Source organism: Corynebacterium sp. HMSC074C03 (assembly GCF_001838285.1).
Taxonomy (GTDB): domain Bacteria; phylum Actinomycetota; class Actinomycetes; order Mycobacteriales; family Mycobacteriaceae; genus Corynebacterium; species Corynebacterium amycolatum.
Window position 1 is genome coordinate 162,424 of record NZ_KV836202.1, and the last position, 19,725, is coordinate 182,148.

Here is a 19,725-nt window from a genome sequence, read left to right on the forward strand (position 1 = left end):
TGTTCTAGCGATCTTCCGTGATGGTCATGGTGACAGGATTAAAGGCGTATTTCTGAGGAATCCGATATCCGTGGAAAGCAGACTCGTTCGAGTCCATTTGATACCCGGCTGTGTCGGGATAGACTAGGAAATCTCCAGGTCGAGGCCTGTCGGGGAGTTGAATCATTCTTTTGCTGAGATAATCGCTGTCTAAGCACGTTGATCCGGAAACTGCTGTTGCGGTAGCTACTCCCGAGTCGATAATGACTCCGTTACGCACAAGGTATGGGTCCGGATAATACTCCGAGTTGAACCATTGCTCTGAGAGGCTGAGACTAGTTCCACGTACGACAGTTACTGTCCGTGCAGCATTGGGCAATGCGTGACACGAAAGAACAGGAAAGAAACTAGCACCCGCGAACTGGCATAAAGACCGTCCAGGCTCTGCCAAAATCTTTATGTTGTGACGATGAGCGCGCTGAGCCATGGAGTCCGAGCTGCGTCGAGTGGACTCCATATCTCGACGTGTCAGTGGGCGATGTTGATTAGCTATAAACCGTAGTGAGTATTGTCCGGATAAAGGTGATCCGAACGGATATTGGTCTTTAGGTTTATCCGAATCTATGAACATTTCGTTTTTTAGTCGAGATTGCAGGTTTCGCCAGACTCCATACTCGACTGAGCTTGTGGGAAATCCACCTCCAATGGAAATAGTGTCGGCCCGTGGAGACAGGGAGCGCACCTTGAGTAGGGTGTCGATTGCCAGATGCGACATGTTTATCCTCTCGTGGAGGTCATAACCGTTGCAGTGGAAACTTAGGCCGGTAATTTCGATGTTGGCACGGCCTTGGCTAAGACGAGCGGTTAGAGACAAGGCGGTATCGATGCTCATACCAAACCGTGTGGAGGGGGTTTGGTTCGCAATCCGGAGAAGAACTCGGAGCTGATTAGGCGTATCGATTTCGTCGACAAATTGGGAAATTATTCTTGAATCTACTTCATTGGAAATCGTTAGAGTTGCATCGTGGCAAACTGCCAAATGGATAAGTTCTCGACTCGGTGTAGCACCAGTAATGATTAATTTATTTCCTGGTACACCAGCGGCCAGAGATGATTGGAACTCTTCGACGCTGGCGACATCGATTCCACTGTCGAAACCACGAAGAGCACTCAGTGCTATCTCGCGACTGAAGTGCGCGGACTTATTTGCCTTTTTGCCAAACCGGATACCGAATTTAATGCCGACTTCCTTAGCGGTTGTATGCCAGGCTGAAAGTGTTTGAGCAAATTGGTTTGGGCAAAGGACATGAAAAGGGGTGTCGGAAAGCTCAGCAATGAAGTCAAGTTTCCCTGAGCCAATCAGAGCCGTTTGCCAGCTTGGAACATCAATCTTGCATGATATGGCACTTACCACAGGGATATCTCCGTCCCGAATCCCTGCTTAAGACCTTCCTTGGCGAGGATTTGGCCGACAGCGATATCGGTTAGAACTAGTCCGCTGTTATAGCAAAACGTAGTTTCGTCAATACGAGGCAGTTTGCGCCCTTTGCGGAGCAAATCGGATAGTTCGGCATGGACATTCGGCAACCGACCATCGGTGTCAGCGTAATCGCGACCGGTAACATTCATCTGTTCGATACTCGTCGTGATGACTCTGCTCGCTTGATGACAGATATCAGGGGCGATTCCGTAGCCCACAACAACGACGGTTGCGTGCCGGGGAATATCGGATGCTGTGACAGTACAACGAGTCTCAGGTCCAGCGGCCCCGATAATGAGATCACAGTTTGAACTCACAGTTGTAGGATCGTCTACAATCTTGATTCTTATTTTTCGGCCAAGCTTCACTGCTGCTGTTGATGCAATCTTGGCGCCTTTCTCTAGTCCCACGCTGTGGCTGCCGGCGAGATAAATCGTGTTTAATGTTTCAAAGGTTTCAAGGAGAAAAGGGGCTGCGTTTTGTCCTTGGGTTCCCGAACCGATGATGAGAGCGCTCTGAGGAATTGCACCAGCATACTGTGCCAATAGCGCTGAGACTGCCGGGGTTCTGAGAGTTCCTGCCGCAGCGCCGTCGAGAAGTGCAATAGGATATCCGCTGGAATCGTCGTACAGTGTGAGGGTCGTGTAATAGCTTCTATCCCTGGCGCTTTGTTGGTGAGTTTTGCTCCAATGGGTATAGGAAGTCTTGAATCCGACGGAATTTGAAGAACGACTTCTGCCGACCATCGAGTAACTCACGCTTTCAGGTACTTCAACTTTGATTTTCCCTGGGCACAGAGTTCCTGGCTGGTCGAGCTCGATGAGAGCGGATTTCACCGACTCGAGTACGGACTCGGGTGAAATTTTTATTTGAGCTAATTCTGATCTGCTGAGGACGGTCAGGTTAGTTCGCTGTTTCATAGGATTTCACCATCCATAAATCGGATGTGTTGGCCGTAGCCGGGTTCGTTGATTTCATTGATGGGGCGTGTGTTTTTGGTTCCCATAATGTTGATGCGTAGCATCCAGCGGTCGGTCCCGTCGTAGTTGGCTACGAAAGGTACTCGTCCGTGGGCGCATCGGTCATTGTTGATGATGACCATCTGACCTGGCTTTATAGGCACCGTATAGGTGACAGTGTGAAGAGCCTGTTGAAGCTTCTCAAATGCCTCCCACCACTGTAAGGTTCCAGAATTTTTGTCTGTGTAGGCGGGGTCAAACCTCATGCCTAAATTGCCATCAGTTTTCCAGATTGATGTCATGGCAGTAGGAGCTGCATATTCGTAATCACCGTAAGATGCATCTGGAATAATGATGGCTCCGTCCCCGGTTAGAATTTTTTTCGAATCTACATCGAGTAGATGCCATGCTTCATCGATGGGGGCCAGCGTAGTGCCGACATTTTTGGGGTTACGAAGACCAAATAAAGCGAAGTGCGTCGCGCGCCGCGGATGAAAAGCATCTTCCGTGTGCAGAGTCAATGTGGTGTTGCTGCTGGCGCCAACTTGCTGGTTCTCCTGGCCGCGGGTCGGCACCAAGTCTGTGGTGATACGGCCTTTCTGCTGTCCGAACCATCCGAATGGGCGACCGACAGCGCTAGCGATAATCGCAAGAACGAATCTCCAGGTTCGGACCTTGCCAACGCATTCCTGCCACGTGGCTGGGGTAGGTCCGTGAACTGCAGGGAAGGGAAGTCCATGGATGGAAGTGGCATGGGCAGTAGGGGAGAGCAGAATTAGTTCTTTCAGTTCCTCCAGCTCATCAGTCAAAAGATGATTGATGGCATTGTACGAGTCGGGAGAGCTAATCTTCTGTGTCGCAGCCAGTTCGTCGGCAGCTTTAACGATCCTGTGTGAGAGTTCTTGGCTCAGGTGCAAATTCTGCATGACAAAGAGATTAGGTGAGGGTAACCTATGCTGTAAAGGGTGACCTAGATAATTATTCTTAAAAGAATTTCGTTAGTAGGCTTGCCTAAGCTTTACTGCTGCTGTAGTTGTTAGTAATGTCTTTTCTCCTGTGGGCAGTCTTTCTTAGAGATTAAGGAACCATCATGACCAATTTTTCTCGACGCCAATTCCTCGCTGCAATGGCAGTTATTGGGACAGGCACTTTTCTGACGGCGTGTACGTCACGAGAGTCGACGGCAGGGGATGGGGCTGCCAGTGGGGATGAAGTCGAAAACGTTAATGTGCTGCGTGTTGGGGCTCTCGGGAAAGCGGCAAGCGCTCAACGAGACCCTTACCAGCTTTTGCCTAATGATTCAGATATGCTTATTAGCTCCCTGATCTGGGAGGCTCTGACGGTGCCGGGCGAGAAAGAAACTGTAGTGCCACGCCTGATGCAGGAATGGAAACAGAATAATCCGACTGAGTGGGAATTTATGATTGCCGACGGTGCTACCTTCCATGATGGTTCCTCGGTCACATCTGAAGATGTCGTGTGGTCGTTGAAGAAGATGCTTTCGGATGAGGAAAACTCATTCCGGCTTCCAGTGATGCCTGATAGCATTCGTGCTGCTGGAGCCAACGTCGTTGTGATGGAAACTGCGGAACCGAATTCACAGCTTCCGATGCTTGCGCGATTGATGACCTTCGTGATGAAGAAGGGTTCTTCTGCTGAAAAGCCCATTGGATCGGGGCCGTTCCAGCTGGTCAGTTGGGAAAATGGTTCTGCTAAGCTCAAGCGTTTCGATAACTATCACGGAACAGTAGCAGGAGTTGCTGAGGTCCATGTCATTCCATTTGAAGACTCCACCGCAATGACTAATGCGCTGTTGTCCGGGCAAATTGACTTAGCTCAAGCTGCGGGTCCTATTGCGGCCCGATCCGTCGAAGGAAATGAAGATATAAAGATTGTGCGCCGGATGAATGACTCGGTTATTCCACTAATCATGCGTACCTCAGATGGGCCTTTCTCAGATGTGAGAGTTCGTCAGGCGCTGCGCCTTGCAGTTGATCGGGAGCAAATCATCCAACGAGCTCTCTCCGGTTATGGAACCCCTGCAAACGACATTCTTGGAACGGCAGATTCGAACCTGGATTCTTCGTTAGTGCGTAAGCGTGACGTTGTGAAAGCGAAGAATCTCCTCCAAGAGGCAGATTTTGACCTTGAGAAAACGTATGACTTGTACGTTACCCCTGAGGCTCCGGGTCAAGTAGAGGCGATGAAGGTTATCGCTAATCAGGTGAAAGAAATCGGCATGACTCTCAATGTAGTGGAGCAGGATTCGGGTACTTTCTACGACGAGACATGGACCAAGGCAGACCTATATTGTGGCTATTGGGGAACTAACGATTCCGTGCTCTTCTTCGCCGGGAAGGTTCTCGACGGTGACGCGGCCTCTAATGAGACCGCATTTGATGATGCTGAATTCAACGAGATCTATGACCAGGTACTGGAAAGCACCGATACTGAGAGAATTAACCAGCTAAGCCGCCAGCTGCAGAAGATTGAGTTCGAGCGATCCGGGTATCTGGTCTGGGGTGCATCCGACGGCGTCGATCTTGCGAGAGCGAATTTGAGTGGTCTGCCTAAGGCTCCAGGCTATGGTCGTGTCCTCCTTGAAACTGTCAAGAAGGCTTAGTGTGTCAGCGGAAATCGCGCGTTGGCTTATTCCTCGGCTGATAATTCGTGGAGGCTTACTTTTCGCAGTTCTCGGACTTGTTTTTGTAGCGATTGATCGACTGCCCGGTAATGCTGCCTCCGCAATCTTGGGCGCAAACCGGACCCCGGAAGCTCTGGCAGCGCTAGAAAGAAACCTGAATCTTGATAAGCCGCTTATGGCCCGCTTCCTGAGCTGGCTGGGAAGTGCGTTTGCGGGCGACTTTGGTACTTCCGTAAACGGAGTACCGATTATTAATCTGCTGAGTTCAGCGCTGCCTGTGACGCTGGCAACAACTGGTATGGCATTTTTAGTCACTGCTGTTCTTTCGGTAGCAATCGCCATTTTTTGGGCTTCACGTGCTGAAAAACCCTGGATTTCGCACATTATTGACCGATCGACAGTGGCATTAATTGCGCTACCAGAGTTTGTCGTTGGTGTGTTTCTGGTAGCGGTATTCTCTCTCTGGCTTGGTTGGTTTCCCGCGGTCACTATCACCGCGGAAGGCTTGCCAACCCAGATAAGTATGTACGCATTACCGGTTATGGCGCTGGTAATTCCTCAGGCGGCCTGGAATTCGAGAATGCTTTTCGCAGCGTTCGAGGATGCTTCTCACAACACTGCGGTCCGCAATGCTGAGCTAAACGGAATCGTGGGAAATCAGCTGGCACTTCGACATATCCTGCCGCTATCCGCACCGACATTTGCTACTTCAATGGCTACAACAGCAGGTGTTTTGGTAGCAGGGACAGTCACAGTCGAAGCGTTATTTAACCATCCTGGAGTGGGGCTTTTGGTGTCTAATGCAGTCGCGCAACGGGATATCTCGGTGATTCTTGCCGTACTTGCTGTAACAGGGGCGATCATATTGGTGTTGCTGACTGTGGCAGATGCAATAAAAGTCGCATTCACCCCGAAGGTGCAACTATGATTCGAAGGTTTTTAGCGGGGGCCTTTATCGCCCTAGTGTTAGGCGGACCGGTCGCTGCTGGTTTGTTTGGCATTGAACTGTCGGCGCATGGCGTGCCCTTCGCTAACGGTAACGAGGAGGGCTTCCTAGGAACAGAACACCTGGGGAGAAGTGTGGGCGCTGCGGTGCTTGTTGGCGGCCAGTCCTTGGTCGTAACTGCAATAATCGTCGGTTCTTTAACCACGGTATTTGGCACCCTACTCGGTATCTTGGGGGCGCTAAGGCCAAAACTGGGTTTCTTTATTGAAGCAGTGGCGGATGCCACGATCTTGGTGCCGGCGGTAATTCTTTTGCTTTTAACCGCTGTGTTATATCCCAATGGAGGATTGCCTTTACTTATCAGCGTTTCTGTCGCAGTCGGTACTCCATACGCCGCCCGCGTAGTCGCTGCCGCAACCTATCCCGTTGCTAGCGCTGGCTATGTTCAGGCTGCACAGGGCAGTGGCGCAACGACCGTCTCGATAATTTTTCGGGACATCATTCCCAATATTTCGGCTGTACTTCGTTCGGTGTGGAGTCTTCGCATTATCGAGGCACTGTATGTTCTGGCAACAGCGAGTTTCCTTGGGGTCGGGAGAAGTTTAGGTGAATTCGCTTGGTCAGCGATGGTGCGTGACAACGCAAGCGGAATATCTCTTAACCCGTGGTCAGTGCTTGCACCGGCTGCTGCATTGGCTGCGACATCGATTGCTGTAGTGGCACTAATTAATGGGGACCAGAAGGAATTGAAGGATGTGTCTATCTCGTGATTGATGTAGATATTTCCGTGAGGCAAGGTCGGCACGTTATCCTACCCCGCACAGTGCTCACTGCCCGAGCGGGTGAAATTACGGTTTTAACTGGGGTGAGCGGCTCCGGGAAGACCTCACTTTTAAAGGCATTGATTGGTGCGGTACCGGAGAGATCGGAAGTAATTGGTGAGGTTTCTGTCGAGTCCAGTGAGTGGCGAGACGTAAACCCGCTGGAGCTTTCATCATGTGAATTAGCTCATTTTCGCCGTGAGCACATTGCTTTCGTAGGACAGGATCCGGGCGCCGAGTTGCCACCATTGATGTCAGTAGCCCGGATGCTCCGGGAGCTAGCTCCAGCGACCGACGTTGCAGCGTTGCTGCAGCGTGTAGATCTTCCAGCCAGCATTGCTTCCCGACGTATTCACCAGCTTTCTGGTGGACAGCAGCGACGGGTGGCACTGGCTCGGGCACTATCGCGTTCGCCTGAAGCCATCGCTCTTGATGAGCCCTTCGCCGGCCTTGACTCCGATACTTCGACGGTAATCGCTCATCTGCTAAGAGGCCTCGCGGATAGTGGCGTTACGGTCATTTTCACCGCCCACCAGGTTCCTAAGCTTGCGATTTGCATTGACTCGGTCGTGGCTGTCGGGAATGGAACGGAAAAAAGCGATTCGATCACCCAGCGCGTGGAACGCCAGAGTGTAGAGACGACTTCTGGCCACAGCCCGCGTTCAGTAACGAAAGGCATCCAGGTCACAGAACTCTCCAAAGCCTCGATTGGTGAATCTATGCCGGGGGCGGGGGCAGGGGCGGGCGCGTCTCCAGTCTTAAGAGTTTCCAACCTGAGCTGCGTGAATAATGAACGCGTGACTCTTTTTCAGGGCCTCTCTTTCGCTGTACAGCGTGGCACTATGGTTGGGGTCAAGGGACCGTCGGGAAGCGGAAAGTCGACACTACTTCGGTGCCTAATCGGGCTAAACCACGCAGAGTCGGGTGAGATTGAATGTGCTGGTGTAACTCGTGAAGCTAAGCGTACATGGCCACGGAAGAATCGTTTGATGATGCAGATAGTTCCGCAGGATCCTGCCTCTACGTTGAACCCGAAAATGACCGCGCTCGATGCCGTAGCGCGTGCAGCCCGGGTGTCGGTAAGGGGACGCCGTGACGCACGCCGAGCGGCAATAGATTTACTCGATAAAGTCGGTATCGATAAGCAGCTCGCACAGCGTAAGCCAAGTGGACTCTCTGGAGGGCAGAGGCAGCGTGTTGCAATCGCACGTGCTCTAGCCGTGCGCCCAAAGCTCCTGCTCTGCGATGAAATTACCTCGGCGCTTGATTATCAAGCAGCGACCAAAGTGATGAGCGTTCTGCAAGAACTCAACAGCGAGGGAATGGGCATAGTTCTAGTCAGTCACGATGATGAGCTGCTGCAATCGTATTGCTCCACGGTTATCCCAATTGGAACTGCAGCTGTGGGTTGAGACCAAAGCCCTGCTATTCGGGCCTTGGCCCCTCCAGACCTTAAATAGGCAGCTTCTTGAAGATCGGGCGCGGAATGTGCTTCAGCACCATCATCACCAGCTGGAATGCTGGCGGAGCCCAGACCAGGGTCTTGCCGGCCTCGACGGACTTCACCGCGAGCTTGGCGACATCTTCCTTATTCACAGTCAGTGGCGCCTCGTCCACGTCAGCGGACATACGGGTACGGACCTGGCCCGGGCGGATAACCAGGGTCTTGACGCCGTACTCCTCCAGGGCCTCACCCAGGTTCAGGTAGAAACCATCCAGGCCGGCCTTGGTGGAACCGTAGACAAAGTTGGAGCGACGTACGCGCTCACCAGCAACGGAGGACATGGCAATGAACTGGCCGTGGCCCTGCGCCTTGAACTTCTGACCAACCAGAACACCCATCGACATCGCACCGGTGTAGTTGATGTTCGCAGCCAGGACCGCCTTGCGCTGGTTCTGCCAGAGCTCCTCGGCGTCGCCAAGCATGCCGAACGCGACGATGCAGATATCCACGTCGCCGTCAGCAAATGCCTTCTCGACGACCTCCGGGTGGGAGTCGAAGTCCGTTGCGTCGAAGTCGAGGGTGACCACCTCGGAAGCACCGGCGGCCTTCATCTTCTCAGCGGAGGCCTCGCGCAGCGGATCGTTCGGCAGGGAAGCCAGGATGACCTTGGCCGGGCCCTTCTTCAGGAACTCGGCGGTAATAGCCAGGCCGATTTCACTGGTGCCGCCGAGCAGCAGGATGGACTGGGCAGCGCCTACAGCATTAATCATTGGGGCTTAAATCCTCTCGGTTCTTTTAGTGCAGTTCCAGTCGACGCGACATGTCAGAGGCGAAGACACCGTGCGGGTCGATCTCGTTGCGGGTGTCCAGCCAGCTCTGCATCTCGGGGTACATCTGGTGGAAGTTAGCGGCGGAAGTGCGCGACTCCTTGGCCAGGTAGAGGCGGCCGCCGAACTCCATGACGCGACGGTCGAGGTCGTCCAGGAACTGGCCGAGACCCGGCTTAATCGGGAAGTCCACGCAGACGTTCCAACCCGGCATCGGGTAAGACAGCGGAGCGCGATTACCCTCGCCGAACAGCTTGAACACATTCAGCGCCGAGTAGTGGCCGGAGCGCTGGATATCGCGGACAATCTCCTTGAACGGCTCGACGGCCTCGCGCGGAACAACGAACTGGTACTGCAGGAAGCCCTTGGAGCCATAGCCACGGTTCCACTCACCGATGAGATCCAGCGGCTGGTAGAACTGCGTGAGGTTCTGCACCTGGTTCCGGTAGGTACCGGACTTCAGCCACCACAGCTCACCAATGCTGATCATGGTCAGCTTGTTCATGGTGAAGGACGGGAAGATATCCGGCACGGTCACCAGCTGCGGAGCGTTGAACTTCAGCGGGTCCTTGGCCAGCTTCGGGGCGTATTCCTCCAGCTGAGCCAGGGTTGCCAGCGAACCGCGGGAGATTGCGGCGCGTCCCAGCTTCGGCTCCGGCGAGATGGCATCGAACCACGCGGAGGAGTAAGTGAAGTTCTCCTCGGAGCCATCGGAGTGGAACTCGATGGTTTCGTCCAGAGTGTGGGTCATGTCGCCATCGGCGATGAAGTACGCCGTCTCGGTCTTGGTCATCTTGATCCGAGCGCGGACAATAATGCCGGTCAGGCCCATGCCGCCGACAGTTGCCCAGAACAGCTTGCCGTCCGGGTCATCTGCGGAGCCCTCCGGCTCGAGATGCAGAATACGACCGTCGGCGACCAGCAGCTCCATCGACAGCACATGGTTGCCGAAGGAACCTGCGGAGTGGTGGTTTTTACCGTGAATGTCCGGGCCAATGGCACCACCGATGGTGACCTGGCGAGTACCCGGCAGTACCGGCACCCACAGGCCGTAGGGCAGCGCGGCCTTCATCAGCTGGTCCAGCGTGACACCGCCGTCGACATCAACAATCGCCGACTCCTGGTCAATGGAGTGGATTTTGTTGAGCTTCTGCATGTCGATGACAAGACCGCCCGAGTTCTGGGCGGGGTCGCCGTAGGAGCGGCCCATACCGCGGGCAATCACACCGCGGCGCAGGTGGGCAGGCTTGTCGGAGTTCTGGTCTGCGACAGCCTTGACGGCGTTAACAATTTCATCCAAGTCCGGCGTCGACAGCACCTGGGACTTAGCGGGGGCGGTACGACCCCAACCGGTTAGGGTCCTGGCTTCTGTGTGTACGGCTCCGTAGGCACCGTTCGAAGCATCGGTGCTGGACTTGCCGTTAGTGTTAGTGGACATCAAGGCTAGGCTACCCCCTTGCACCGGCTCCGTCGCCCGTGACGCTCCGAGGTGTTGGTCACGCTTGAGGCCGCGCACGGACCGTCGGAAAGCGAGCGAAATGTACGGAGGGGCTATAGATCCATAATTTTTCGGATCTCTTCCGGCAGCATTTCCTGCGAGGTGATTTGCGGGCCGTCGTAGGCCTCGAGTGCGCGGTAGACCTGTGCGCGCTCTGCGCTGTCGAGGATGGGCAGTTCCTCGGCGAACAGCATGACCATCTGGTTCGACAGCGGGGTGTTGGTGTACTCGGCGGCCATGTTGATGGTTTCGCGCGGCTTCTTCTTGAAAAAGTCGAACATGCGATACAGGCTACCCCGCTTCGAATCCGTCACTCGCGATACCATCAACCTCATGACATCCACGCCCGCTGCTACTCCGCAGACCCTTGCCGTATGTAGTTCCACATCGCCCGTTGTCATTTGGCATGTGGAGCTCTCGCCGTCCTTTGCAGGCGAGAGGTTGTCGGGTGCATGGCTGGTGGATCCGCTTGACGACGGAGCCCTGGAGACCGCCACCAATCTGCTCACCGGTTGCTTTGTTGCGACTGTGACCGCGGGCGATGGTGGCGGTGACGCTGCAGCTGAGAGCGCTGAGGGTGCTGAGGGGGCGGACCTGCTATCGCAGGCGATTGAGCAGGCGGGGGCCACGGTGGTGGACCTGCCAGCATCGGTGGCCGGCATTCGTGACCACATCGGACAGCTGCGCGCCGCCGCGAAGGAAGAGAAAGCCAAGCCCGGCAAGGGAAATCTGACGGAGCCGCGGTTTCCCAAGGTCAACGACGTGGAGGTCATTGATTTTCCGCATGTGGGCGAAAAAGTCGCAGGACCGGTGCTGGGGCTTGCTCGCGGGGTAGAAGAGCTGGTAGCGCAGTGGATGGCTGTGGAGTCGCAGCGTCTGCGCCGCAAGTACTTGGCAGAGCCGTGGGGTGCGGAGCCACGCCAGATTCCACTGGTAAGAACGCGCGCATTGTAGCGAGTTTTTGCTATCCAGGCCACCTTGTTTTTCCTGCGTACGCTGTGAAGTATGGCAGCACAGACCGATAACGTAGTCGCCTTCCCAGGCGTTCGCGTGGCCACGGAACCGGCCACGCTCATTATCGGTGCCTCTTTAGAGGAAGAACCGTGCAGTGCCCACCGCGTCTTCGGGGTCAATGACCAGATGGATCTGCGAAGCCTGTCCCGCGTGTTAGCGGTCATCTTTGGGTGGGGCGACGAAAGCGTGCCGACGAAGTTCCATTTGCCCGGCTCGGCGGTGGAGTCTGTGGCGCAGCTGGTGACTGGCGGCAGACCCGCAGCGGGTGGAGTCGTCGATGTTCCCTTATCCACCACAGTTGCCGAGGTGCTGCAAAGTCCCGGCGATACCCTTATCTGGCAGTGGGGCCTGTGGGAACATACCTTGCAGGTCAGAGAAGCTTTTGCCCGCGATGAGGCCACACCGGATGCCCTGTGCATCGGTGGCTCGGGTGCTATCCGCGCACTGGGGGATGTGGACGCGGAGGAGTCGGTGGATATTGCCGCAATCAATAGGGAATTGACCGGACGGGACTCTATTCAAAATACGTTGGCCACCGCTCGTGCCGATGTCGTGGACATCATCGAGAGGTCGGGGGTGTTTGAATTCGTGCCCCTGTTACAGGCTCTGGACCTGCAGAGGTCGGAATCAACCGCGCTGGAATTGACCGGGGAGGCGGGGGAGAGCGTCGTTAAGCGATTGCGTGCATTGCCTATAGAGGACGCCGAGAAAGACCCAGCCGGGCACGATGCGGCGTTGGTGGAGCTGCTGTGTTTGGCGGCGCTGACTTCGGATGAGCTGCGGCATGATGTGGCGGCGCATGTCATGGAGCGCCTCGGTTGGGAGAGCGACGAGGGCATCCCGCTATCCGGCGAGGACGTGGAGGAATTGGCGGCGGCTAGCTGGGCGGAGATGAGTGCGTTGGGCCTAGCTGGGGAGGATGCGCTCTCGCCGGTGGAGCGGCTGGATCTGCTGCGTGAGGCGCTGCGGCGTTAGTTCGTTTCTCCTCTTTATTGCCTCCTCATGCTCGCGCTGGCTGTTTGTTAGCTGGCCGGTGGCCTAGAATTTCTAGGCGTGTCAGCGAATGAAACAGCAAATGAAAACCCGAACCGTGAAAACGGCAAGCTCGGAAACGGCTCCCACGAAAATGGCTTTGTCGTAGAGGACTCGGCCGCAGTGCCGATGGCGACGGAGACCAAGGACGAGCACGATCTGAAAGTGCAGATGATGCGCTTTATTATCTCCGGCGTTATTGCGGCGGTGGTGGACTTCGGCCTGACGTTCATCATGCTCAACGTCTTCGGGGCGACCAACTTCTGGGGCAAGACGGTCGGCTGGGTTTTCGGCACGATTACGGCGTACATCATCAACAGCCGCTGGACCTTCAAGTCGAAGTCCTCGGCGAAGAAGGTGCTGGCAGTTGCGGTGCTGTACCTGATTACTTACGCCACCCAGGTCGGTATCTTCAACGTGTTACAGCCCTGGCTCGTCGAATCCTGGGACTGGAACGCGCAGTGGGCACAGTTCGGCGCATTCGTTGTCGCGCAGGGCGTTGCGACGGTAATTAACTTCATCATTCAGCGTGTATTCATCTTCCGTGTGAAATAGCGCGATACGCTGGGGGACGTGACTTCGACTGCTTCTAATAAGGAATCCACTCAGCTGACCGCCGAAACCGATGTTGACATGCTGACTATTCAGCGCGTGCTGTTTGCTCCGCCCGCAGACTGGGTGGAGCCGGATTTGTACTACCGAGTCGAAGGCGTTGGCGCCTACGACAGCTCGGTGCAGGCCACCCGTAACTCGATCACGCTCGGTCGCCACACCGTAGTGCGCACTGACACCTACTTCGGTCGCTTCCGAGCTTCTTACTGGCAGCGCTGGACCTCAATTAAGCAGGTCGAAATCCGCGCGCGCGTGGTCGGTTCCGCGCGTGTGCTGGCCTACACCGAGGATATTGGGGGCCACCTCCGCTTGGAGGACTCCTGGGCAGCGGGCGGCTCGGATGCCGACGGCAACTGGACCGGTGAGCACTCGCCGATGTCGGGTTCTGCCAATGAAGAGGTACGCCTGACCGTCCCGCTGGACCGCTTCGCCGATGGCGGTGCCATTCACCTGCGCTTCGACACCGAGGACGCAGGCGCAAAGATTTCCGATGTTCGCTATGTTGTGCCCAAGTCGGCTATCAAGCGTGATATTCCGACTGACCTGGTCATTTGTTCTTACAACCGACCGGTTGACTGTGCTCGAACCGTCGCCACGCTGGCTGAGGACCTGCCAGCCCTTGAGCGCGTTCGCACCATCCGCGTCGTTGACCAGGGCGAACAGCACCCGGCCGACGAAGCCGACTTCATCCAGGCCAAGGAGATCCTCGGCGAGCGCCTGAACGTCGTCCATCAGCCGAACCTCGGCGGCGCCGGCGGTTTCTCCCGCGGCATGCGTGACGCCACCGCTGCGGGTGACTGCATGGTGCTGCTTACCGACGACGACATCCGCCCCGAGCCCGAAACCACCCTGCGCCTATCCGCCCTGGCCGTATGCGCGGAAAAGCCGATGCTACTCGGAGCGCAGATGCTCTTCCTGTTCAACCCGACCAGTCTCTTCCGCACCGGCGAGACCTACAACTGGAAGGCGCTGACCGTCGAGGAGAACGACCCCAAGTTCGGTTACGCCGACGTGGACGTGCGCAAGTACCACCAGCTGCGTCGCCTGGGTGTTGACTACAACGCCTGGTGGACCTGCCTGGTGCCGTCCGAGGTCATTAAAAAGATTGGCCTGGCGCTGCCGCTGTTCTTCCAGTACGACGACATCGACTACGGCTTCCGTGCCGCCAAGGCTGGTTACCCGACCGACACCATTCCGGGCGCAGCCGTCTGGCACGCCGATTTCTACTGGAAGGACATCGAAAACGCCGCCCAGTACTTCGGCCTGCGCAACTCCCTCATCGCCGCCACCATGCACGGCGATGTCACCGCGAAGGACATGGTCAACGTCGCTTCACGACGAATCCTCTCGAACCTGGTCTCTATGCGCTACGGCCTGGCCTGGACGCAGATGGAAGCGGTTCGTGACCTGCTGCGTGGCCCGGAGGTGCTGAAGAACGCATCGCAGGGCGACTTCGCACGCATTTCTGCTGGTCGAAAGAACTTCCCGGAGACCGAGCTGCTACCGATGCACGAGATGCCGGGTGGTCTGACTCCGGTTCGCCCGCCGTCACACGAGATCTCCAGCGAAAACAAGACGATGGCCAAGCGTTTGGCTTATACGCAGATGGGTAAGAAGCGCCCGGGTCCGGTGGCTGTGGCCTTCGAGGACTCCTTCTGGTGGCACATTTCCACCTTCGACGACGTGTGGGTTACCGATGCTTCCCAGAATGGAGTGCGTCACCTGGTCCGCGACCTGGAAAAGGAAAAGTCCATGCGTGCCGAGACCATCAGCCTCATGCGCGAACTTTCCTCCAAGTGGGACGACCTGGCGAAGCAGTGGCGTGCCGCCGTGCCATTTTTGACCAGCGAGGACAACTGGGAGAAGTTCTTCCAAGGCGAGTAGTCTTGCTGAGATTGGGCTGAGCCTGGCGGGGTTAACCCCTAAAGTGCAGAAACCGTCGGATAGCAGGAAATCCGCCGGTTTCGTGCTCTAATAGTGTTTACGCACCTTAAAAGTTCATAAATTTTCGAACGGAGTCCCGCCTCGTATGACTACGCCCATGCCCCCGAATAACACAGGCGACAAAACACGCAAACAGCTCATCACGATCCTGGTGCTGCTGGTGTTGATTATCCTTGCGATGGCCGTGTTCCTAATTGCCAAGATTTCCGGGGACCGAAGTGGCGGTTCGGCGGTTGCTGAGAGCAGTGTGTCGTCGTCAAGCGAAAATGGCGATGCGCAGGGACAGGAGAAGTCCCCGGCTCAGGCGCAGGCGGAGAAGGCCGTCGTTGTGTACAAGCAGGTGCTGGCGAACCCGGCGCCACTGCAGACTTTTGTCGGAGAAGTTAGCCCTGGTGGGGCGATGAAATATGCGCTCGTGCATCTTGATGATGGGTGCGTGCCCGAGCTGGTGCTGAACTATGGCACAAGTGCGATGAGCGCCGAAATTGATGCGATTGGTGTCTATGGCGTCGATGAAAATGGCCAGGAAATTCAGTTTCAGAATTCCTATCATGACGGTGTTACTTCAACGGGCGGTGTACGTCGCGCCCTTCAGCGAGCTACTGGTCAGCCGGGTATGTTCTCGTTTTCTGCAGAGAGGATGGGGCGCGATCAGGAAGATTTGCTGGTGACGCGCCAGGGCAATGAGCTGGTGGAAACACCTGCGAATCCGGGTGCTGGGGAGTTCGAACAGTTTAACTGGATTCCGGCTGACAACCTGGATATCGTCGAGGCCATTGCTGCTGGTAATGACTGCGCGCCGGGCTCGGGCTCAGGGGCGGGTGCTGGCGCTGATGGTTCTGGTGCTGATGGCGCTAATGGTGCCAACGGTGGACCGAATCCGACGGCGGGGCAGCAGGCTGCGGGGTCTGGGGATGGGGCTGGTTCGGGTTCGAACTCGGACTCGGGCTCGCAGTCTGGGGCTTCGGATTCTAGTTCGCAGGGGTCGAGCAATGGCACCAGTGGCCAGCAGACGGTGACCGGCACGGTGAAGATTTTCCAGAATCGAGCCGAGGTTCTCGCTTATCAGCAGCGTGAGGATCCCAACCCCCATATTGCCGGCGACCGACAATTTGCGATTTTGGTTCTTGACCAGCCAACTGACGTGACAGCCAAGCTCGCAGGAAGTAATGAAACTGAAACACGCACTATTGACCATGTCGTGATTAACCCAAATCTCCACAGCGACGGGGAAAAGGCAACGATTAGCTTCTCAGCTGACAAGACATACTGGCCGTCGGACACGGGCATCCCGTTCGGTCTCGCTGTTGAGGACGGCGCCAAATGGTAAGTAAGCGACAGCTGGGTGTCCGCAGCTAGTTATCCACAGCCGCCAAATTGTCCACAGAAACGGGCAATTTGGCGGCTTTTCTGCTGCCAATTTTCACGGAGTCGGCCATAAATGAAGGCACTAATTCCAATGCGTGAATACCTGTAGTCAGCCTGCAACGAACCTGCAGCCAAAACGCAACCAACCTTAGGGAGTGCCGAAAACCAATGCCTACCTGGAATTACGATTCCGATGGCCTCATCCACGCGGCTGCGCAGAAGCAAATCAAGCATCCTTGTGAATATGTCAGTGCCAAGTCAGAGCTAGGTGATCTACACGGGCACGTCGATATCACTAATGGACGGAATAAATCCCTGCTCAGACTGGCGTATGGCACCTACATTGATTGCTCTCGATGGAATGCGCTGTCAGCATTTGAACGTTTTCAACTGCAGATAAAGGCACTGGTCAAGCCGGGTTCCGGAACAATCATTACAGGCGAAGCAGCCGCTGCGTTGCATGGTATCCCGTTGCTTGTTCGAAATGCCACAATCGCGCTTGCCAATTCCGGCCTGCGCCGACCTGGCGGCGGATTGCGCCATGTCGGTGGCAAAATCCTCGAACAAGACATCGTTCGCATTGGTGGGCGCAGCGTTACCGATGTGCCGAAAACCGTCATCGATATTTGCCGCACCGCCGAGTCTGAAAACGGGCCAATCGTCGTTGACACCGCACTACGGCAGTGGTGTGACCTCGAAGAATTGCATACAGTCCTCACAAATTACCCACGTTCGCCGGGGACCCGTCGTGCCCGTGAGCTACTTCGAACTGCCAGCGAACACAGCGAAACCATCGGTGAGTCAATCACAAAGAAATGCATAATCGACTCAGGAATTGCCACGCTTTACGACGAAAAATGCGTGCTCATGCAGCAAGTCGAGTTCTATGACAGTGAAGGATTCATTGGGCGCGTCGATTTTTATGTGCCTCATCTGAATTTGATCATTGAGTTCGATGGGCTGACTAAGTATTCCGGTGGCGGGGTAGCAGCTACGGAGACTGTACTTCTGAAAGAGCAAGCTCGCGAGAAGCGTCTGAGGAACCTCCACTTAGATGTACTCCGCTTCCAATGGTCACAGGTCATTAGTGGGGACTGCGTGGAGGTCTTGCGACAGTTCGCTATTCGGCAGAGTCAGCGTATTCAGGCAGGTGGGTTGGTATTTTCGTCCGAAGTTGGGCGTTTTCGTCAAGCCACTGTCCCGTATAAAGATCGGCAGCTCCGTGAGTCCAGAATCCAGCAGCGTAAGCAGCGTTTGCAGCTTCTGGAAAATGCATCGACCTCGCGCGACTCCAGCTAAGCTCGGCTGCTGACCTGTCGCAATTGTGCTGACCGGACTTGGAACGATTTCGAGCGGACTGGCTCGGATTTCCAGCGACTTATGGCCAGTTTCACTTCACTCATCGACGGTTTTTCAAGACTCATCGACGCTTTTTGGCCGTCGTGCTCACTTATGGCCAACTTCTCGCCACTTGTCGATGTTTTTCCGGGACTTATGGCCAGCTTCCCGCCACTTATCGATGACTTTTCAGGACTTATGGCCACGCTGTTGGCCTGGCCCGCGCACTTATCGTAGGACTATTCACTTATGCGCAGGCTGTAGCGCATCGATGAGTGAATACCTCATCGATATGTCAGTGGAGGAGAAGGGAACCAGGGGTTAGGTAACACTTTTGCGCACTGAGCACTCGAAATGCGGACTACATGACCCGGGTGAGGCCAAATATGCAGGCCAGTGCAACCTCGGCCCCACCAGCCCCAGCGCCGCAACCCCGGCCCCAGCAACCCCGGCCCCAGCAACCCCAGCGCCGCAACCCCGGCCCCACCAGCCCCAGCGCCGCAACCCCAGCCCCAGTAACCCCAGCGCCGCAAGGCCAGTCAGCCCCAGCGCCACAAGCCCAGCGCCGCAACGCCTGCGCCTCAATGCTTGCGCCCCACCAGCCCCAGCGCCCCCAGCCCGAACTACTTCGACTTCGGGTCGAAGCGCTCGAAGTTCTCCGCGCGGCCCTGTTTCAGTAGCTTGAACCAGCGGTAGAAGCCGCGGACATCGCGACGCTGGACCAGGAAGAACCAGCCGAAGCGCAGGAACTCCTGTGGCATGAGCTTGCGCATGCCGGGCTGGCTCATCAGGTAGCCGCGGTTGCGGTAGGTGAAGTAGCGCTTGAAGTCATTGGTCGGGTACTGCGTGTGCATCTTGCCGCCGAGAATGGGCACAAATTCACCCGAGCCGGAGGGGTGCAGGTAGGCCGTCGTCAAGCATGTGCCGAACCGGAGGCCGGAGCGGACCAGGCGGCGGTGGAATTCGACCTCGTCGCCGCGGATGAATAGGCGGTAGTCGGGAACGCCGAGCTGTTCCAGCGAGCGGGCGCTAAACAGCGCGCCGTTGAACAGGGATGCGATGCCGGGCAGGAGATCGTGGTTGCCGTCGATGGTCTCGAGGTCGCTAGGCAGTTCGAGCCCGGTAGCAGCCTTCTGATCTGCGAAGTTGGTGAACCACTTCGTGCCCTCGGAGTCGCGTACTTCCGGGAGTTTGGGGTTGATGCCGCTTTCGAAAAGCTCCTCGCGATGACGGCGCCACACCAGCCCGCGGCGCAGGGGGAATGCCAGCTTGTTCGGGGCCTTAATGTCGCAGACCACCGGCGAGACAGCGTCGAGCTGGTGACGTCGCGCGCAGCTGTGCAGCGCCTTCAGCACGTAGGAGTCCTCCGGGCGCCCGTCATCATCGGCGCACCAAATCCACCCCGCGCCCAGCGACAGCGCAGTCAGCATGCCCAGTGCGAAACCACCAGCGCCGCCCAGGTTCGTCTTGGAGCCGAAGTAGTGAATTTCCGGCGCCGATCCGCTTTCCGACGACTGCTGCGCCGCCACCTGCTCAGCGAGCTCCTTGACCTTCGGGTCGTTGCCGTTGTCGACGATGATGAGCCATTTCGGCATGTGGGTCTGGCTGGCAACGATGGGAAACGATTGACGCAGGTCCTCGATGCGGTTGTGAGTCACCACGATTGCGGCCGTTGCTGCCTCATCGTGCTTTGGGTGGTCAGCCGAGTTTTCGCTCACTTCGTTCTCCATCGGGGACGTACCGTTTATTACTGTTTTTATTGCTGTCTATCTTGCCATGTTGCTCCGGGTGAGCAATTCGCCAACCACCCGCGCCGCCC

Annotated in this window: 16 protein-coding genes and 2 pseudogenes; 11 read left to right on the forward strand and 7 right to left on the reverse strand. The window is 56.3% G+C overall.

All coding sequences use genetic code 11. The features are described 5' to 3' along the window. Positions 1–4 precede the first annotated feature (4 nt). Genes HMPREF2847_RS11220 through HMPREF2847_RS04045 form a run of 3 tightly spaced genes read right to left on the reverse strand, consistent with a single transcriptional unit; the run spans position 5 to position 3,344 of the window. Positions 5–1,393: an alanine racemase gene (locus tag HMPREF2847_RS11220; protein ID WP_076772194.1), complete on the reverse strand. Its 1,389-nt coding sequence runs from the start codon at positions 1,391–1,393 to the stop codon at positions 5–7. Next, positions 1,387–2,379, reverse strand: a complete 993-nt coding sequence (locus tag HMPREF2847_RS04040; protein WP_046648446.1) for an ornithine cyclodeaminase — start codon at positions 2,377–2,379, stop codon at positions 1,387–1,389. The genes HMPREF2847_RS11220 and HMPREF2847_RS04040 overlap by 7 nt, the downstream gene beginning before the upstream one ends. After that, positions 2,376–3,344 (reverse strand): TauD/TfdA family dioxygenase, encoded by a 969-nt coding sequence (locus tag HMPREF2847_RS04045; RefSeq protein ID WP_070851609.1) that lies wholly within the window; start codon positions 3,342–3,344, stop codon positions 2,376–2,378. The genes HMPREF2847_RS04040 and HMPREF2847_RS04045 overlap by 4 nt, the downstream gene beginning before the upstream one ends. 164 nt (positions 3,345–3,508) lie before the next feature. Between HMPREF2847_RS04045 and HMPREF2847_RS04050 the strand changes: the two genes are divergently transcribed. The 5 genes and pseudogenes from HMPREF2847_RS04050 to HMPREF2847_RS11925 form a co-directional block, all read left to right on the forward strand. After that, positions 3,509–5,041: an ABC transporter substrate-binding protein gene (locus HMPREF2847_RS04050; RefSeq protein ID WP_070851610.1), complete on the forward strand. Its 1,533-nt coding sequence runs from the start codon at positions 3,509–3,511 to the stop codon at positions 5,039–5,041. A gap of 1 nt (position 5,042) precedes the next feature. Continuing rightward, a complete protein-coding gene (locus tag HMPREF2847_RS04055) occupies positions 5,043–5,990 on the forward strand; it encodes an ABC transporter permease (protein ID WP_246821926.1) in 948 nt (315 codons plus the stop codon). Continuing rightward, a complete protein-coding gene (locus HMPREF2847_RS04060; RefSeq protein ID WP_070851612.1) occupies positions 5,987–6,778 on the forward strand; it encodes an ABC transporter permease subunit in 792 nt (263 codons plus the stop codon). The genes HMPREF2847_RS04055 and HMPREF2847_RS04060 overlap by 4 nt, the downstream gene beginning before the upstream one ends. A gap of 95 nt (positions 6,779–6,873) precedes the next feature. Continuing rightward, positions 6,874–7,285 (forward strand): annotated as a pseudogene (locus HMPREF2847_RS11920) (ATP-binding cassette domain-containing protein); the annotation flags it as partial. A 365-nt stretch (positions 7,286–7,650) separates the two neighbouring features. After that, positions 7,651–8,241, forward strand: a pseudogene (locus HMPREF2847_RS11925) (ABC transporter ATP-binding protein); the annotation flags it as partial. A 40-nt stretch (positions 8,242–8,281) separates the two neighbouring features. On the opposite strand, the gene HMPREF2847_RS04070 reads toward HMPREF2847_RS11925, so the two are convergent. The 3 genes from HMPREF2847_RS04070 to HMPREF2847_RS04080 form a co-directional block, all read right to left on the reverse strand. Next, the gene (locus HMPREF2847_RS04070; protein WP_069359684.1) at positions 8,282–9,043 is read right to left on the reverse strand and encodes a decaprenylphospho-beta-D-erythro-pentofuranosid-2-ulose 2-reductase; all 762 of its coding nucleotides are present in this window, start codon (positions 9,041–9,043) and stop codon (positions 8,282–8,284) included. A gap of 25 nt (positions 9,044–9,068) precedes the next feature. Then, entirely contained in the window at positions 9,069–10,538 is a 1,470-nt protein-coding gene (locus tag HMPREF2847_RS04075) for a decaprenylphosphoryl-beta-D-ribose oxidase (RefSeq protein ID WP_005510894.1), read from the reverse strand. Between the two features lie 113 nt (positions 10,539–10,651). After that, positions 10,652–10,879, reverse strand: coding sequence for a hypothetical protein (locus HMPREF2847_RS04080; protein ID WP_048761551.1), 228 nt, complete (start codon positions 10,877–10,879; stop codon positions 10,652–10,654). A gap of 52 nt (positions 10,880–10,931) precedes the next feature. Here HMPREF2847_RS04080 and HMPREF2847_RS04085 point away from each other — a divergent pair, with 52 nt between their 5' ends. The 6 genes from HMPREF2847_RS04085 (at position 10,932) to HMPREF2847_RS04110 (ending at position 17,867) form a co-directional block, all read left to right on the forward strand. Further along, positions 10,932–11,552, forward strand: coding sequence for a hypothetical protein (locus tag HMPREF2847_RS04085; protein WP_246821930.1), 621 nt, complete (start codon positions 10,932–10,934; stop codon positions 11,550–11,552). 51 nt (positions 11,553–11,603) lie between these two features. Continuing rightward, a complete protein-coding gene (locus tag HMPREF2847_RS04090) occupies positions 11,604–12,587 on the forward strand; it encodes a plasmid pRiA4b ORF-3 family protein (protein WP_070851615.1) in 984 nt (327 codons plus the stop codon). 78 nt (positions 12,588–12,665) lie between these two features. Then, positions 12,666–13,199 carry a GtrA family protein gene (locus HMPREF2847_RS04095; protein WP_070851616.1) on the forward strand — a complete coding sequence of 178 codons (534 nt, stop codon included), beginning with the start codon at positions 12,666–12,668 and terminating at the stop codon, positions 13,197–13,199. Between the two features lie 18 nt (positions 13,200–13,217). Next, the gene (locus HMPREF2847_RS04100; protein ID WP_049189780.1) at positions 13,218–15,140 is read left to right on the forward strand and encodes a glycosyltransferase; all 1,923 of its coding nucleotides are present in this window, start codon (positions 13,218–13,220) and stop codon (positions 15,138–15,140) included. Between the two features lie 157 nt (positions 15,141–15,297). Then, positions 15,298–16,530, forward strand: a complete 1,233-nt coding sequence (locus HMPREF2847_RS04105) for a hypothetical protein (protein ID WP_168168360.1) — start codon at positions 15,298–15,300, stop codon at positions 16,528–16,530. Between the two features lie 206 nt (positions 16,531–16,736). Continuing rightward, positions 16,737–17,867 (forward strand): PDDEXK family nuclease, encoded by a 1,131-nt coding sequence (locus tag HMPREF2847_RS04110; protein WP_070851618.1) that lies wholly within the window; start codon positions 16,737–16,739, stop codon positions 17,865–17,867. Between the two features lie 662 nt (positions 17,868–18,529). On the opposite strand, the gene HMPREF2847_RS04115 is transcribed toward HMPREF2847_RS04110, so the two are convergent. Beyond that, complete coding sequence (locus tag HMPREF2847_RS04115; protein WP_070851619.1) at positions 18,530–19,636, reverse strand: glycosyltransferase; 1,107 nt, start codon at positions 19,634–19,636, stop codon at positions 18,530–18,532. Positions 19,637–19,725: the final 89 nt, after the last annotated feature.

Bases quoted from the DNA above. Each gene is read 5' to 3' on its own strand.
- HMPREF2847_RS04060 (WP_070851612.1), top strand. From the start codon at position 5,987: ATGATTCGAAGGTTTTTAGCGGGGGCCTTTATCGCCCTAGTGTTAGGC.
- HMPREF2847_RS04040 (WP_046648446.1), bottom strand. From the start codon at position 2,379: ATGAAACAGCGAACTAACCTGACCGTCCTCAGCAGATCAGAATTAGCT.
- HMPREF2847_RS04080 (WP_048761551.1), bottom strand. From the start codon at position 10,879: ATGTTCGACTTTTTCAAGAAGAAGCCGCGCGAAACCATCAACATGGCC.
- HMPREF2847_RS04115 (WP_070851619.1), bottom strand. From the start codon at position 19,636: ATGGAGAACGAAGTGAGCGAAAACTCGGCTGACCACCCAAAGCACGAT.
- HMPREF2847_RS04070 (WP_069359684.1), bottom strand. From the start codon at position 9,043: ATGATTAATGCTGTAGGCGCTGCCCAGTCCATCCTGCTGCTCGGCGGC.
- HMPREF2847_RS04050 (WP_070851610.1), top strand. From the start codon at position 3,509: ATGACCAATTTTTCTCGACGCCAATTCCTCGCTGCAATGGCAGTTATT.
- HMPREF2847_RS04110 (WP_070851618.1), top strand. From the start codon at position 16,737: ATGCCTACCTGGAATTACGATTCCGATGGCCTCATCCACGCGGCTGCG.
- HMPREF2847_RS04075 (WP_005510894.1), bottom strand. From the start codon at position 10,538: ATGTCCACTAACACTAACGGCAAGTCCAGCACCGATGCTTCGAACGGT.
- HMPREF2847_RS04085 (WP_246821930.1), top strand. From the start codon at position 10,932: ATGACATCCACGCCCGCTGCTACTCCGCAGACCCTTGCCGTATGTAGT.
- HMPREF2847_RS04045 (WP_070851609.1), bottom strand. From the start codon at position 3,344: ATGCAGAATTTGCACCTGAGCCAAGAACTCTCACACAGGATCGTTAAA.
- HMPREF2847_RS04090 (WP_070851615.1), top strand. From the start codon at position 11,604: ATGGCAGCACAGACCGATAACGTAGTCGCCTTCCCAGGCGTTCGCGTG.
- HMPREF2847_RS04105 (WP_168168360.1), top strand. From the start codon at position 15,298: ATGCCCCCGAATAACACAGGCGACAAAACACGCAAACAGCTCATCACG.